This window comes from Desulfococcus sp. (assembly GCF_050178255.1).
Classification (GTDB): Bacteria; Desulfobacterota; Desulfobacteria; order Desulfobacterales; family Desulfococcaceae; genus Desulfococcus; species Desulfococcus multivorans.
Genome location: NZ_JBFXGG010000022.1, coordinates 1 through 14,660, shown reverse-complemented (window position 1 = coordinate 14,660; position 14,660 = coordinate 1). Strand labels below are relative to the sequence as shown.

Below are 14,660 nucleotides of genomic sequence, written 5' to 3'. Positions count from 1 at the left end.
GAAGGGGGAATAAACGCGCCGTCCGTTGCGGTCCGCCCCTTCAGCCTCTCGTCTTCTGAATAGACTGAAGGCTGAAGGCTATAGGCTGAAGGGGTTAAAGATACCGTCTGTCACAGGTGCACCCCTTCAGCCTTCAGTCTTCAGCCTTCAGCCTTATATCAGAAATTGGAAGCCTTCCTGGACATCGGGGCGTCGCCGTCCGGGCTTTTGGCTGAATCGGACGGCTCGGCGACGGGATGGGGGGATAGGGTTCGGCGGTCGATGGCCTTTTCCAGGCAGTCGGGACACAGCCCCAGGAATTCCAGCCGATGCCCCGTGATCCGATAGCCGGTGGTATCGTCGAGGCTGTTTTCCACATGTTCCATGAAGTTCATGGGAGCGTCGTCCACACGATCACAGTTGATGCACCGGATATGATAGTGTTTGCGGGTGTTCCAGTCAAACCGCTTGAGGGTTCCCCCCAGCTCGAGTTTCTGAATCTTTCCCAGCTCCGACAGGATCTCCAGGTTGCGATAGACAGTACCGAGACTGATGCGGGGAAGCTCACGGCGGACGACCTCGTAGATCTCCTCGGCGCCGGGGTGGGAAGCCATCCCTCTCAGCACCTCCAGAATCACCTTCCGCTGCCGCGTCATCCGGATGTTCCGCCCGGCATCCTTACTGTTAAGTCGATCTGTGGTCAAACCGCTCCTTCCTTCCTGTGATCCCTCCGCCCCACGGCTCGGGCCGACGTCTTCCGGCGCCGAACCCGGATGAGCCGGGACGCCGCCCGGTGCGGGCCTACCGGCGGTCAATCGGCTCCCACGCGCACGCCTCGGGCCCGCAATAGTCCCCGATGTATTCGGACTCGGGCCGATAGAGCATCGGTTTGGGCGCGGCGCCGGCAAACTGTTCCTCCAGGACGTGGGCCGCCCATCCGGCGACTCGCGATATGGCGAAGATCGGGGTGAACAGATCCATGGCGATACCCATGGCGTAATAGAGGGAAGCGCTGTAGAAGTCTACATTGACATAGATGTCCATATCCTTGTGGCGCTTGAAGGCCGCCTTGGCCTTTTCCTCCAGGCGCCTGGAGATCTCGTACCACTTGACCTCGCCGATCCGCTCGCCCATCCTCCGGGACATCGGCGCCAGGATGAGGGCCCGGGGGTCGTCCACCTTGTAGACGGCATGCCCCAGCCCCATGATCTTGCCGCCGGAGCCGAGCTGCTTCTCGATGTAGGCATCGATGTTCTCCACCGTGTCGATCTCCTTGAGCATCTGCATGACCCGGGTGTTGGCGCCGCCGTGAAGCGCACCCGACAGGGACCCCACGGCTGCGCCGACGGCGGCGTACATGTGGGCTCGGGTGGAGGCGACCTCCCGGGCGGCGAAGGTCGACGCGTTAAAGGAATGCTCGGCGTGAAGCACCAGGCATGCGTCGAAAAAGCTTGCCGCCTCCTCGTCGGGGATCCGGCCGCTCATCATGTAAAGAAAATTGGCGGCATGCCCCAGCTCCGGCAATGGCGCCACCGGCGCCCGGCCGTTGCGGAGGCGGTCCCAGGCCGCCACCAGCGTGGGCAGCCCGGCGATGAGCCGGATACCCATACGGATAGCGGCATCGCGGCTTCCCTCGACGCGGACATCGGGGTCGTGATGGGCCAGCATGGCCACCCCCGCCTGAAGGATATCCATGGGAAGGGCGTCCCGGGGCCGGGTTTTCAAGGCATCGATAATCTCGGACGGAATCGGCATCCGGCCGACCAGGGTCTTCTTGAATGCCGCAAGTTCTTCCGCCTTGGGCATCCGCTCGAAGAGAAGCAGATAGGCGACCTCCTCAAAGGAGGCGTTTTCAGCCAGATCCTTGACCAGATAGCCGCGATAGATCAGTTTTCCGGCATCACCGTCCACATCGCTGATGCGGGTGCTCGCGATGGTGACGCCGCGAAGCCCGGTGTTCATCGTAATCTTGCATTCTTCGGTCATCAGGCACCACCTCTTTTTCATTCCCCGGAAAGGACCGTTAACCGCGTTCGGCCCCCTGGGATCGATCGTTTCAGATGTCCAGCCACATGTCCGCTTCATTGCCGCAGTGACTGCAGGTCCCGGTTCCCCTGACGCGACGGGAGCCTTTTCCGGCATCGGTTTTCGCTTCGGCCGAAGCGGAATCCGCTTCATCGACCAGCGTGCAGGTCACCACCATCTCAGCCTCGTTTCCACAGTGTTCGCATTTGCATACGCGCTTCAAGGTCTTCGTCTCTTTTTCGGCCATGGCATTCTCCTTGGGTTTGAAAATCCGGTGCCGGAGGGTTGTCGCTTCCCCCTCCGTCAGAAGGACCCGTCGCCCTTCCGGACGCGGATCACAATTATTATGGATGTTTACATCTATCATTAATAAACCTAACCATATTTTTTTTCAATAGCAAGTTGAAGCCGATCTGAAATCCCCGGCGAAAAAGCTCACCAAAATCTTGTTTTCCAAATGTTTTCAAATATGTTAAAAACGGCATCAGGATGCCTGGTCCAGCCTTGAGACCTGTCATCGCAAGGAAGAGCTTGAATTTTCGGGTCAAAAGCGATAAATGAAGAGGTTCGCGCTCTTGCAACATGGATAGACACCCCGCCGGATTACCGCACCCCAAGCCTATCCTGTAACCATCGCCGCCCTATGGTTTCGCTTGCCGGGCGACCCGGGCAGGCAATGAAGGAGAAAAAGAAAATATGTGTCGTTTGTTTGCCATCACCAGCAAGGAACCGTTGTCTCCGATGGTCGCCGTAGAGGCCCTGGACGTCATGCGCGAAGGCCATGACGGCTCCGGCGTCGGCCTTTTCCTGCGCGATCTTGGAGGGCCTTTCGAAGAAATGAAGGATGCCCCGATTCTGTCGGGCATCTTTACCGAGTCCGGCCTCAAACGCCTGGACGCCTTCATGATGAATCTCGGTTTCATGACCAAATACAAGCTGACGATCAAGGTCCCCAAGGCACCCCCGCCGGGCGTGCCCAAGCGGGACATCTATCTGATCCGCGCCTACGAGTATCCCGAGGAATGGGACGAGATGACCGAAACGGAGAAGCTTCGGAAACTGGTGCACCTCCGTCTCACGCTCCGGGGGATGGGGGAGGAGAAGGAGGACATGATCGTCTTCTCCCTGTGGCCCGACGCCGTCATGATCAAGGAGATCGGCGACCCCATGCGGGTGGCCAACCATCTCAAGCTGGACCGGAAGGAGCTCAAGGCCCGCATCATCATGGCCCAGGGGCGCCAGAACACCAACTACGCCATCAACCTGTATGCCTGCCACCCCTTTTTCCTCGAGGGCTTTTCCACCATGACCAACGGGGAGAACACGGCATTCGTGCCCATCAAGGAGTACCTGTCTTCCCGGGGATTTGAGGGTTACACCGGCTACCAGTCCGACTCCGAGGTGTTCACCCATATCCTCCACTACACTTTGAAAAACCTGGGCTTCGGCATCGAAGGCTACAAGCACGTCATCACCCCTCTCGCCGACGAGGACCTCGAGGCCCATCCCAACGCGGCACTGCTGAAGGCGTTGAAACACAGCTGCCGGCGGATGATCATCGACGGGCCCAACTGCGTCATCGGATCCCTGACGGACCACAGCCTCTTCATGGTTCAGGACCGGAAAAAACTGCGTCCCGGGGTCGTGGGCGGCAAACCCGGCACCTTCGCCTTTTCATCCGAAATCTGCGGTCTCGACGCCGCCATCCCCGACCGCGACAAAACCAAGGACTTTCAACCCATGTATCTCGACACCGCGATCGTCGGTCCCGACCGACAGGAGGTTAGAATATGCCGTCAAACCGACCCGTTACCCCCTCTACACTGAGTGTCAAGGACCTGCCATGGCAGATCTCCTGGCAGAAGGACAAATGCTCGCTCTGCGGCAGCTGCACGGCGGTATGTCCGGTCAACGCCATTGAACTGGGCGTCTTCCGGAAAAGGTATATCCATGCCGACATCAAACCGGCGGGATCCTCCTCCACCGGATACGACATCTTCTACGGCATCCGCCAGAAGACCGATCCCGCATACGCCTGCATCGGCTGCGGCATGTGCAGCATGGTCTGCCCCAACGACTGCATCATGCCCCTCAAAAGCGACGAGGCCGACAAGCTCAGATTCCACATCGATCGGGGGGGGCAGCCCCGACGACGGGGCGGGCGGCGCAACAACGGCGCGAGCCTGCTCGACCGGATCAAGTTCATCCGCATCTCCATGCTTACCGACCCGGCCCTCGACGCCGGTCGCCACGAGTTCGAAATCCGGACCCTCCTGGGTCGGGTGCTGCCCCCCGAGGAGAGCCTCCGGCATTTCAAGGAGAACGGGTGGGTGCCGCCGATCCGGGAGATCTATCCGCTCATCATCGGCGCGATGTCCTTCGGCGCCCTCTCCCCCAACATGTGGGAAGGTCTCCAGATGGGGGTCGCCTACCTGAACGAGACGTTGGGGATGCCGGTCAGGATATGCACCGGCGAGGGGGGGTGCCCCCCGCGGCTTCTTCGGAGCCGCTTCCTGAAATACGTCATTCTCCAGATCGCCAGCGGATACTTCGGATGGGACGAGATCATCCATGCCATTCCCGAAATGAAGGTGGACCCCTGCGCCGTGGAGATCAAGTACGGCCAGGGCGCCAAGCCCGGAGACGGCGGGCTCCTGATGTGGTACAAGGTCAACAAGCTCATCGCCGCCATCCGAGGCGTGCCCGAGGGGGTAAGCCTTCCCAGCCCGCCCACCCACCAGACGAAGTATTCCATCGAGGAGGCCGTGGCCAAGATGATCCAGTCCATGTATATGGCCTGGGGCTTCCGGGTGCCGGTCTATCCCAAGATCTCGGCCAGCTCCACCGCTCTGGCGGTTCTGAACAACCTGACCCGGAACCCTTACGCCTCGGGCCTGCTCATCGACGGCGAGGACGGCGGCACCGGCGCAGCCTACAACGTCTCCATGAACCACATGGGATACCCCATCGCCGGCAACGTCCGGGACTGCTATCTCAACCTGGTCAGGCTGGGCAAGCAGAACGAGATCCCCATCTTCGCCGGCGGCGGCGTCGGCAAGAACGGCAACCTGGCCGCCAACGCCGCCGCCCTCATCATGCTGGGCGCCAGCGGGGTCGTCACCGGCAAATACGTCATGCAGGCCGCGGCCGGTTGCCTCGGCTCCGAAGGGGATCGATGCAATATCTGCAACATCGGCCTGTGCCCCAAGGGCATCACCTCCCAGGATCCCCGTCTCTACAGACGCCTCGATCCGGAACAGGTGGCCCAGCGCGTCGTCGACTTCTATCTCGGCTTTGATACGGAAATCCGAAAGATTTTCGCCCCGCTGGGACGCTCCACCTCGCTTCCCATCGGCATGTCCGACGCTCTCGGCGTCGACGACCGCGACATCGCCGACCGGCTGCAGATTCAATATGTCGTCTAAGGCAACAAAGCGGAATCCATGGAGACCGTTATCGGAAATGCATCATATTCGGAGTACTGAATGAACAAGGATCAATATCACAGGATACCAGGCAAAAAGGACGGCATTCGGATCGAATCCCGGGTTCTGGAGGAGCAGATTCAGGAGGCCGTCGATCACGGGCAGAGATACCTGGAAATCGTCGCCTACGGACAGCACGGCATCGGCGGCAGGCTGTGGAAGGCCGGAAACGAGACCGTGAACGTCCGCATCGTCGGCCCGCCGGGACAGCGGGTCGGCGCCATGGGCTTCCCCAACACCCGGATATCGGTGATGGGGCCCGCCTCCGACGACACGGGGTGGCTGAACGCCGGGGCACAGATCGTCGTCCACGGCAACGCCGGCAACGGCACCTGCAACGCCATGGCCCAGGGCAGGGTCTACGTGGCCGGAAACATCGGCGCCCGGGGCATGACCATGACCAAACAGAACCCCCGCTTCGATCCCCCGGAACTCTGGGTGCTCGGGTCCGCGGGGGATTATTTCGGGGAGTTCATGGCCGGCGGCATCGCCGTCATCTGCGGCTGGAACCCCCAGACCCCCGACAATGTCCTGGGGTATCGTCCCCTGGTGGGGATGGTCGGCGGCAAGGTCTTCTTCCGGGGTCCCCACAAGGGGTTCAGCCGAACCGACGCCAAGCAGGTCCCCATCTCCGACGAAGAATGGCGATGGTTGAGAAGCAACCTCAAGATGTTCCTGGAACGCATCGACCGGACGGAGATCCTGGAAAATCTGGACAGCCGGGACGAATGGCAGCTCATCACCACCCGATCGCCCCAGGAGCGGATGGTGGTCAAAACCCCCTCCATGGCATCGTTCCGGGAAGAAGTCTGGGACCGGGAGCTGGGCAAGGGGGGACTCATCGGGGATTTGACGGACCTGGACCGCAGTCCGATCCCCCTGATCCCCACCGGCGACATGCGACGGTTCGTGCCGGTGTGGGAAAACAGAAAATACGCGGCCCCGTGCGAGGCCTCCTGCCCCACGGGAATTCCGGTCCAGGAGCGGTGGCGCCTCATCCGGGAGGGCCGGGTGGACGAGGCCGTCGACCTCGCCCTGACCTACACACCCTTTCCCGCCACCGTCTGCGGATATCTCTGTCCCAACCTTTGCATGCAAAGCTGTACCCGCACCCTTCAGCGCATGCCCTCGGTGGACGTCAAACAGTTGGGCAGGGCGAGCATCGCCGCCGGAGCGCCTGAACTCCCCCCCCTGAGCGGACGGCGCATCGCCGTCATCGGCGGCGGCCCCGCAGGCATCTCCACCGCCTGGCAGCTTCGCCTGAAAGGACACGAAGCGATCCTCTACGACACCCGGAACATCCTGGGCGGCAAGGTCGCCGCCGCCGTTCCGGAGAGCCGTCTGCCCGCGGAGGTCCTCACCCGTGAGCTCGAACGGATCCGCGAGGTGATTCCCCACATCCATCTCCGGCAGGAGCTGAAAAAGGAGGACCTGGCCCGCCTTCGGGAGGATTTCGACTACATCGTCATCGCCACGGGGGCGCAGAAGCCCCGAACCCTGCCGATCCCCGGCAAGGAGCGCATGATGACGGCCCTCGAATTCCTGACCCGGTCCAAGGACGATCCGTTCCTGCCGGGAGAACGGGTGATCGTCATCGGCGCCGGAAACGTCGGGTGCGACGTGGCCACCGAGGCCCACCGGCTGGGGGCCCGGGACATCACCCTCATCGACGTCCAGAAGCCGCTGGCCTTCGGTAAGGAGAAAGCGGACGCCGAGGCCGTGGGGGCCCGATTCCGCTGGCCGTGCTTCACCCGGGAGATCACCGGGGAGGGGGTGGTGCTCGACACCGGGGAAGTCCTGCCGGCCGACACCGTTTTCATCGCCATCGGCGACGCCCCCGATGTGGCATTCCTGCCGGACACCGTTCGGACCGACCGCGGGTATGTGGTGACCGACGAAAGCCAGCAGACCACCGACCCCAGGATCTTCGCCATCGGCGACATCGTCCGGCCGGGTCTCATCACCGACGCCATCGGGGCCGGACGGAGAGCCGCCCTGGCCATCGACGACATGCTCGCGGGCAAGCGCCCCCAGGGCGGCATCCGGCCCGTCATCGACACGCGCCGGATCACCCTCGAGTATTTCGATCCGCGCCTGACGGATTTTGAGAACACCGACGCCTGCGGCAGTCAGTGCGCCTCCTGCGGCACCTGCCGCGACTGCGGCATGTGCGCGACCCTCTGCCCCCAGGCGGCCATCACCCGGGAGGAAAAAAGCGACGGCGCCTTTGAATACGTCGTGAATCCGGACCGGTGCATCGGCTGCGGCTTCTGCGCCAACGGTTGTCCCTGCGGGATCTGGTCCATGATGGAAAACACCCCCATCGGATAAAAATAGAAACGCCCGCCCTCCGGCGTCAGTACGCCGGAGGGCGATCCCCCCCGTCCGCCACCCCCGTCACCCATATGCCGTCCTCCCGGAACTCCCACTGCACATCGACGTCGAAGACTCGGGTGCCGAAGCGCCGCCGCTCCCGGCGACGGGCATGGTAGGCCGGCCGGGGGTCGGCCTTCAACATGTCTGTGATAAAGTCCGTAAGGCCCGGCATTGCGGCCTCTCTGGAACGGAGATCCGCCGCGGCCGCGGAGCTGAAGGACACCGGCAGATCGGCGGCGGGCGGATCGCTCGCAAATCCGCCGTCGGCACCCGCAACGGCGTCGGCATAGGGGAGGTAGGGCTTGATGTCCAGGACGGGCGTCCCGTCCAGGATGTCGACCCCGGCGAGGTGAAGTCGACATCCGTCCCGGGTGCCGGACGCGCCGATCCCTTCCAGCCGGACGGCCGACAAGCCGATGGGATTGGGCCTGAAGCCGGACCGGGTGGCGAAGACACCCACCCGCCGGTTGCCCCCGAGGCGCGGGGGCCGGACCGTCGGCCGCCACCTCGTGCGGATGCAGCCGTGAAACACGAAGAGAATCCAGATATGGGAGAACCGCTCGAGACCCCGAAAGGCCTCATCCCGGTCGTAGGGCGGAAAAATCTCAAGGACGGCCCGGGCACGGGCCATGAGACCGGCCTGCCGGGGAATACCGAATTTTTCCTTGAACGGCGATCGGATGATGCCGATGGTTTCGAAGCGATAATCCGGCATCCGTCACCCCCGCGTCCCGGTCCGCCTGGCTGGAATCCAGACCCCCAGAAATAGGACGGCACCCCCGCCTGCGATCCCGGCGCTTGCAAGAAAAAGGAGAGACGCCCCCACGGCGTCGTAAAGCCAGCCGCTCAGAAAAAATCCGACCATCATGCCAAGCCCGTAGGTCACGGCGTTGTTCACCGCCTGTCCAAGGGTCTTTGACCCGTCGGGCGTGAGGCGGTCGACATAGAGGATCCCGGCGATGTGAAAGGCGGCGTAGGTCAGGGCGTGGAGCGCCTGGGACGCCAGTATCGCCGCAGCGGAACCCGCCCGGGAGAGAACGGCCCAGCGGAAGACGGCGATGAGAAGGGAGAGCAGGAGAACGTTTTCCAGGGAAAACCGGCGGAAGATGCGATCGGAGTTGAGCATCACCAGGATCTCCGCCACCGACGCCAGGGCCCAGGCGATGCCGATGAAGCTCTTGTCGTAACCCAGCTTTTCCAGATGGATGGAAAAAAAGCCGTAATACGCCCCGTGGCTCACCAGCATCAGGAAGGCGGCCCCCAGAAAAATCAGGGTGGCGCGCCGGCGTAGAAAGTCCTTGGCACGCCCCGTGCCGATGACGCGGCGCCGGGTCGTCCGGGGCACCCTCACCGAAAATACCGCCTGAAGAAAGGATCCCGCCAGAATCAGCACCAGGATGACGTCGACGGCGGCGGCATCGATGAGTTCCCCCAGCAGGATCACCACGGCGATGAAGGCCGACGTCCCCCAGGCGCGGATTCGCCCGTAGCGCTTCTTCTCCCCGCCCAGGACCTCCATGGTGAACGCCTCCATGAAGGCGATGATGGGCGAAAAAAAGACGCCGTAGGCCAACGTGATCCAGAACATGGCGATGAAGTCGTCCCAGAAAAGATAGAGCGCCCAGACGCCCGTCGCCGCAAAATTGCAGAGGATGTAGATGGGCCGCCGGGCCTGCCGGCGGTCCGCGACAATACCCCACGCGATGGGGAAGATGATCATCGCCAGGGACCGCACCCCCGAAAGGACGCCGATTTCGATCCCGCTGAAGCCGAGATGAAAGCAGTAAAGGTTGAAATAGGGCAGAAACATCCCCAATACGCCGAAGTAGAGGAAATACTGCCCGCCCATGACCCGACGGCCCGTTGCGTCATGCTGTTCCATGGCGGATCTCATACGGCAAACAAATACAAAACACAACGGATTCCTTCAGGGCCGGAAAGGGTGCGAGCCGCCGATGCCTCACAGCATTTTGCTTTACAGACGCCTGTAATGATGTTACTTTCACAAAGTGACGGCTTTGGACAACATAAGGACACCAGGATTGAAGACGGGGGTTTGACAATGGATTACATCAAAATTCGATTCGGCAACGATTTAGATCAATTGAGCGCAGAGTTCAAGAGGAACATCGAGGAGATGTTCCGATCCATGAGTCCACGTTTCACCTGCACCGAATGCTCGTGGACCCCGCCCATGGACATCTACGAAACCCCGAACGAGATCGTCGTTCTCGCTGAAATCGCAGGGGTCAAAAAAGAGGACCTGGATATCGAAATCAACGCCAAGGCCGTGAAGATCATCGGCAAACGCTATGAGATGCCCCGGGACAAAAGCGCCACCTACCGGTTGGCCGAAATCCAGTGCGGCAGATTCGAACGCATCCTCTTCATGCCGGTGCCCATCAACACGGAAAAGGCCACCGCCGCCTACCAGGACGGCATGCTCCATATCACGCTGGCGAAGCAGCCGGCCGACAAACCTCACAAGATATCCATTTCCGAAGAATGATACCGTTTCCGCCGGGAACGTGAACGACGGCGGCGAAATCGGCATGGAAGCCCATTTCACCCTTGAGCGACATCAACAGCGTTTCGGAGGTCATCCATGATGCAACAAGCACAACCTCAAAAGAATTTTGATCCTGATAATTTACCGAAAACACTTCCTATTCTTCCGTTGTTCGATGCAGCCCTCTTCCCGAAGATGGTCCTGCCCCTGGTGGTCATGCAGGGGGAATCCGTCCAGCTCGTCGACGAGGCCATGGCCAAGGACCGGATCATCGGGCTGCTGGTGGCCAAGGGCCCGATCAAACCGGACTCCGACCCGATGGAGGAACTGGAAAAGATCGGCACCAGCGCCCTTATCCTCAAAATGGCCAAAACCGACGACAACAAGGCCCAGCTCCTGGTTCAGGGGATCAGCCGATTCAAGGTGGCGGAATACGTCGAAGGAAAGCCCTACCTCCAGGCGGTCATCACCCACATCGTCGAAGAGGAAAAGAAGGACAGGGAGGTGGAAGCCCTCATGTCCAACATCCTGGACATCTTCGCCAAGATCGTTCAGCTCTCGCCCGGGCTGCCCCCCGAGCTGATCAATATGGCCAAGTCGATCCAGGAGGCCGGGGTTCTGGCCGACATGATCGCCTCCACCATCAATTCCACCCTGGAGGAGAAGCAGAAGGTTCTGGAGATTCAGGACGTCAAGAAGCGTCTCAAGGAGGTCACCCGGCTGATCAATTACCAGCTCGACATTCTCGAGTTGGGCAACAAGATCCAGTCCCAGGTCAAGGGCGATATGGACAAGCGGCAGCGGGAATACTATCTCCGGGAGCAGCTCAAGGCCATCCGGGAAGAATTGGGGGAAAGCGACGAGACCACCGTCGAGGTGGAGGACTACCGCGCCAGGATCGAAGCCAAGAAGCTTCCGGAAGAAGCACGGAAAGAGGCGGAGCGGGAGCTGAACCGGCTCTCCCGGATGCACCCGTCCTCTTCGGAATACACCGTCGCGTCCACCTACCTCGACTGGATCACCTCCCTGCCCTGGAACGAGAGCACCGAGGACAACCTCGACATCGCGGCCGCCCGGAAGATCCTGGACGAAGACCACTACGGCCTGAAAAAGGTCAAGAAGCGCATCATCGAATATCTGGCCGTCCGCAAACTCAATCCCGAATCGAAAAGCCCCATCCTCTGTTTCGTGGGCCCTCCGGGGACGGGCAAGACCTCCCTCGGCCATTCCATCGCCCGGGCGATCGGCCGCAGGTTCATTCGGATCTCCCTGGGCGGGGTCCGCGACGAGGCCGAGATCCGGGGCCACCGGCGCACCTATGTCGGCGCCCTTCCCGGCCGGATCATTCAGGGGATCCGACGGGCCGAATCCAACAACCCCATCTTCATGCTCGACGAGATCGACAAGGTCGGCAGCGATTTCCGAGGCGATCCCTCCTCGGCCCTGCTCGAGGTTCTGGATCCCGAACAGAATTTCTCGTTTTCGGACCACTATCTGGACGTTCCCTTCGACCTGTCCCGGGTGATGTTCATCACCACGGCCAACATGCTCGACACCATCCCGCCGCCGCTCCGGGACCGCATGGAGGTTCTGCAGCTTCTGGGCTACACCGAGGATGAAAAGATCAAGATCGCGAACCGGTATCTGATCCCCCGACAGCGAAAGGCCCACGGCCTTACGGCGGAACAGATCAACATCACCGCGGGGGCTGTCCGGATGATCATCAACAGCTACACCCGGGAGGCGGGCCTCCGGAACCTGGAGCGCGAGATCGCCGCCCTCTGCCGCGGGGTCGCCGCCAAAATCGCCATGAACGAGGCTGAATCCGTTTCCATCAAGATCGGGGACATCGCCGAATATCTCGGACCGATCCGGTTCACCTCGGAAAGCAAGTCCCGCCTCCAGACCCCGGGGGTCGCCATGGGGATGGCCTGGACCCCGGTGGGGGGAGACCTCCTCTTCATCGAGGCGACGGCCATGCCGGGCAAGAAGGGGCTGATCCTGACTGGACAACTCGGGGACGTCATGAAGGAGTCGGCCACCGCGGCCTTGAGCTTCATCCGGGCCAACGCCGGGAAGCTCAAAATTCCCGACGGATTCTTCGAGGAACATGATATCCATATCCATATCCCGGCGGGCGCCATTCCCAAGGACGGCCCCTCGGCCGGGGTCACGATGCTGACGGCCCTGACGTCCCTCATCACCAACACACCCATTCAGAAGGACCTGTCCATGACGGGCGAGATCACCCTCCGGGGCCAGGTCCTGCCGGTGGGCGGCATCAAGGAAAAGGTCCTGGCGGCCCACCGGGCCAAGATCAAGACCATCATCCTCCCCAGGGAGAACGAAAAAGATCTGGAAGACATTCCTGAAAAGGTCCGGGAGGAGATCCAGTTCCATTTCGTGGACAAAATGCACCAGGTGCTCAGCATCGCACTGGAAAAACCCTGATCGGGAGGAGGAAACCCATGAGAATGCCGGCAAGACGGACCTTGCACCCCTGGTGCATCCTTATCGGTCTTTTCCTGACGGGGGCCCTGGCCGGATGCGGCGCCCCCGGAAAGACGACGGCGCGGAAAGGCATCGACGCCGCGCCCGCGTTCAAGCGGATCCCCCCCACGCAGCGGCCCTACCAGATCAACGGCATCTGGTACCACCCCCTCCCGACGGCCCACGGCTATCGAAAGACGGGCATCGCTTCATGGTACGGCAAGGATTTTCACGGCAGGAAAACCTCCAACGGCGAAACCTACAATATGTACGGCATCTCCGCGGCCCATAAAACGCTTCCCATGGGGACCCACGTCGAGGTCCGGAACATCGAGAACGGGCGCACCCTTCGGCTCACCATCAACGATAGGGGGCCCTTCGTGGCCGGCAGGATCATCGACCTCTCCTACGGCGCCGCCAGGCGTCTCGATATCCTCGGACCGGGGACGGCGAAGGTGGAGGTCACGGCCGTCGCCACTGCCGCTCCCCGGCACAGACCCCACGGGCAAGCGGCGGAGATCCTCTCCTCCGGAGATCTGAACCGGGGAAATTTCGCCATTCAGGTGGGCGCCTTCGGAAACCGGGAAACGGCGCTCAAACTGGCGAATGCCTTGACCGGGAAATACCGGAGCGCCGAGGTCCTGCCCAGCTATTCACCGGGGAAACGACACCCCCTGTACCGGGTGGTGGTGGGAAAATGCACATCCCTCGAGACAGCGGAATCCTATGAGAACGCTCTGCGGTGCGAGGGTTTCCCCGATGCCTTCACCATCGCCCAGTGACCCGGGAACCGCTCAGGGTCGTCTTTCTCGACCGGGACGGCGTGATCAACCACGATTCCCCGGATTACATCCGACGCTGGTCCGACGTCCGTTTCATCCCCGGAAGCCTTTCGGCCGTCAGGATGCTGAATGACGCCGGGTTCGCGGTCATCGTCGTCACCAATCAGTCGGCGGTCCACCGGGGGCTCATTTCCCCGGTGGAGTTGGATCGGATTCACCGCAACATGAAGCGCGCGGCAGCGGCTGCAGGCGGCTGCATTACGGATGTTTTTTTCTGTCCCCATCTTCCGGAGGAAGGATGTGACTGCCGCAAGCCCCGGCCGGGTCTCATTCGCCGCGCCCGGAACAAATATCCCATCGATCTTGAAAAGAGCTACATGGTCGGCGACCGGACGACGGACATCGAGTGCGCCAGACGGGCCGGATGCGGCGGCTCGGTTCTGGTGAGCGCCGGAAACACGGCAGCGTTCCCCGGGGTCGATGAAGGGCCGCATCCGGACATGACGGTGGAAAATCTGGCCGAAGCGGCGCGATGGATCATACGGAACGCGTCAAGAAAATAAAACGCAACGTTCGACTTTAACCGCCCGCTATCCGGCCATCGCATGAAAGTCGAAAGTTGAAAATAAAAAAAGAATCGCAAAAATCATTGACAACAGGAATGCTTTGCTATAATTTATTCATCTTGAGCGGGCATAGCTCAGTTGGTAGAGTACAAGCTTCCCAAGCTTGGTGTCGCGAGTTCGAATCTCGTTGCCCGCTCCAGTTACACGTCCGCCTTTTTGGTAAAGGTAGGCCATGAATGGGATACGAAGCGGTCTGCGGCGCCTTTTCCTGTGTGTATATCTAAACCTTTGTTCATTTAAGACCGATGAGAATTAGATAACATCCACTGAGCAGTAGGGTCTATAACCAATAAAACGGGCGGAAGCCCGTTTTTTTATTGTCAAAAAGTGATAAGCGAGGCCCGTAAAAAAAAGCAGGAAAGAAGATGAGCGGAAACAGCAAAAGAAA

At 61.2% G+C, this 14,660-nt stretch carries 12 protein-coding genes and 1 tRNA gene; 8 read left to right on the top strand and 5 right to left on the bottom strand.

Features of this window, described 5'->3' with window-relative positions:
* Positions 1-158 precede the first annotated feature (158 nt).
* From AB7S84_RS06445 to AB7S84_RS06435, 3 genes are all read right to left on the bottom strand, one after another.
* A complete protein-coding gene (locus tag AB7S84_RS06445) occupies positions 159-683 on the bottom strand; it encodes a Fur family transcriptional regulator (RefSeq protein WP_234979126.1) in 525 nt (174 codons plus the stop codon).
* 97 nt (positions 684-780) lie between these two features.
* Positions 781-1,965: a citrate/2-methylcitrate synthase gene (locus AB7S84_RS06440; RefSeq protein ID WP_020877476.1), complete on the bottom strand. Its 1,185-nt coding sequence runs from the start codon at positions 1,963-1,965 to the stop codon at positions 781-783.
* Positions 1,966-2,035: 70 nt separating this feature from the next.
* On the bottom strand, positions 2,036-2,371 hold the full coding sequence (locus AB7S84_RS06435; RefSeq protein WP_020877477.1) for a hypothetical protein: 336 nt from the start codon (positions 2,369-2,371) through the stop codon (positions 2,036-2,038).
* A 329-nt stretch (positions 2,372-2,700) separates the two neighbouring features.
* Here AB7S84_RS06435 and AB7S84_RS06430 point away from each other — a divergent pair, with 329 nt between their 5' ends.
* Genes AB7S84_RS06430 through AB7S84_RS06420 form a run of 3 tightly spaced genes read left to right on the top strand, consistent with a single transcriptional unit; the run spans position 2,701 to position 7,820 of the window.
* Positions 2,701-3,831, top strand: coding sequence for a glutamine amidotransferase (locus AB7S84_RS06430; protein ID WP_020877478.1), 1,131 nt, complete (start codon positions 2,701-2,703; stop codon positions 3,829-3,831).
* Positions 3,795-5,429, top strand: coding sequence for a glutamate synthase-related protein (locus tag AB7S84_RS06425; RefSeq protein ID WP_020877479.1), 1,635 nt, complete (start codon positions 3,795-3,797; stop codon positions 5,427-5,429). The genes AB7S84_RS06430 and AB7S84_RS06425 overlap by 37 nt, the downstream gene beginning before the upstream one ends.
* Positions 5,430-5,489: 60 nt before the next feature.
* Positions 5,490-7,820 (top strand): FAD-dependent oxidoreductase, encoded by a 2,331-nt coding sequence (locus AB7S84_RS06420; RefSeq protein WP_020877480.1) that lies wholly within the window; start codon positions 5,490-5,492, stop codon positions 7,818-7,820.
* Between the two features lie 25 nt (positions 7,821-7,845).
* Here the strand turns inward: AB7S84_RS06420 and tsaA are convergent, their stop codons facing one another.
* Positions 7,846-8,580: a tRNA (N6-threonylcarbamoyladenosine(37)-N6)-methyltransferase TrmO gene (gene tsaA, locus AB7S84_RS06415; RefSeq protein WP_020877481.1), complete on the bottom strand. Its 735-nt coding sequence runs from the start codon at positions 8,578-8,580 to the stop codon at positions 7,846-7,848.
* A gap of 3 nt (positions 8,581-8,583) precedes the next feature.
* Positions 8,584-9,747: an MFS transporter gene (locus AB7S84_RS06410; RefSeq protein ID WP_020877482.1), complete on the bottom strand. Its 1,164-nt coding sequence runs from the start codon at positions 9,745-9,747 to the stop codon at positions 8,584-8,586.
* A gap of 180 nt (positions 9,748-9,927) precedes the next feature.
* Between AB7S84_RS06410 and AB7S84_RS06405 the strand changes: the two genes are divergently transcribed.
* From AB7S84_RS06405 to AB7S84_RS06385, 5 genes are all read left to right on the top strand, one after another.
* Positions 9,928-10,374: an Hsp20/alpha crystallin family protein gene (locus AB7S84_RS06405; protein WP_020877483.1), complete on the top strand. Its 447-nt coding sequence runs from the start codon at positions 9,928-9,930 to the stop codon at positions 10,372-10,374.
* 96 nt (positions 10,375-10,470) lie between these two features.
* On the top strand, positions 10,471-12,825 hold the full coding sequence (lon, locus tag AB7S84_RS06400) for an endopeptidase La (RefSeq protein ID WP_020877484.1): 2,355 nt from the start codon (positions 10,471-10,473) through the stop codon (positions 12,823-12,825).
* A 17-nt stretch (positions 12,826-12,842) separates the two neighbouring features.
* Positions 12,843-13,646: a septal ring lytic transglycosylase RlpA family protein gene (locus tag AB7S84_RS06395; RefSeq protein ID WP_020877485.1), complete on the top strand. Its 804-nt coding sequence runs from the start codon at positions 12,843-12,845 to the stop codon at positions 13,644-13,646.
* The gene (gene gmhB, locus AB7S84_RS06390) at positions 13,643-14,209 is read left to right on the top strand and encodes a D-glycero-beta-D-manno-heptose 1,7-bisphosphate 7-phosphatase (RefSeq protein ID WP_428153511.1); all 567 of its coding nucleotides are present in this window, start codon (positions 13,643-13,645) and stop codon (positions 14,207-14,209) included. The genes AB7S84_RS06395 and gmhB overlap by 4 nt, the downstream gene beginning before the upstream one ends.
* Before the next feature lie 126 nt (positions 14,210-14,335).
* A tRNA-Gly gene (locus tag AB7S84_RS06385) sits at positions 14,336-14,411 on the top strand.
* Positions 14,412-14,660 lie beyond the last annotated feature (249 nt).

What these genes read in the sequence shown, in the direction of transcription:
- AB7S84_RS06440 (WP_020877476.1), bottom strand. Translation starts at nt 1,965, where the DNA reads ATGACCGAAGAATGCAAGATTACGATGAACACCGGGCTTCGCGGCGTC.
- AB7S84_RS06435 (WP_020877477.1), bottom strand. Translation starts at nt 2,371, where the DNA reads ATGATAGATGTAAACATCCATAATAATTGTGATCCGCGTCCGGAAGGG.
- AB7S84_RS06430 (WP_020877478.1), top strand. Translation starts at nt 2,701, where the DNA reads ATGTGTCGTTTGTTTGCCATCACCAGCAAGGAACCGTTGTCTCCGATG.
- AB7S84_RS06425 (WP_020877479.1), top strand. Translation starts at nt 3,795, where the DNA reads ATGCCGTCAAACCGACCCGTTACCCCCTCTACACTGAGTGTCAAGGAC.
- AB7S84_RS06420 (WP_020877480.1), top strand. Translation starts at nt 5,490, where the DNA reads ATGAACAAGGATCAATATCACAGGATACCAGGCAAAAAGGACGGCATT.
- tsaA (WP_020877481.1), bottom strand. Translation starts at nt 8,580, where the DNA reads ATGCCGGATTATCGCTTCGAAACCATCGGCATCATCCGATCGCCGTTC.
- AB7S84_RS06410 (WP_020877482.1), bottom strand. Translation starts at nt 9,747, where the DNA reads ATGGAACAGCATGACGCAACGGGCCGTCGGGTCATGGGCGGGCAGTAT.
- AB7S84_RS06405 (WP_020877483.1), top strand. Translation starts at nt 9,928, where the DNA reads ATGGATTACATCAAAATTCGATTCGGCAACGATTTAGATCAATTGAGC.
- lon (WP_020877484.1), top strand. Translation starts at nt 10,471, where the DNA reads ATGATGCAACAAGCACAACCTCAAAAGAATTTTGATCCTGATAATTTA.
- AB7S84_RS06395 (WP_020877485.1), top strand. Translation starts at nt 12,843, where the DNA reads ATGAGAATGCCGGCAAGACGGACCTTGCACCCCTGGTGCATCCTTATC.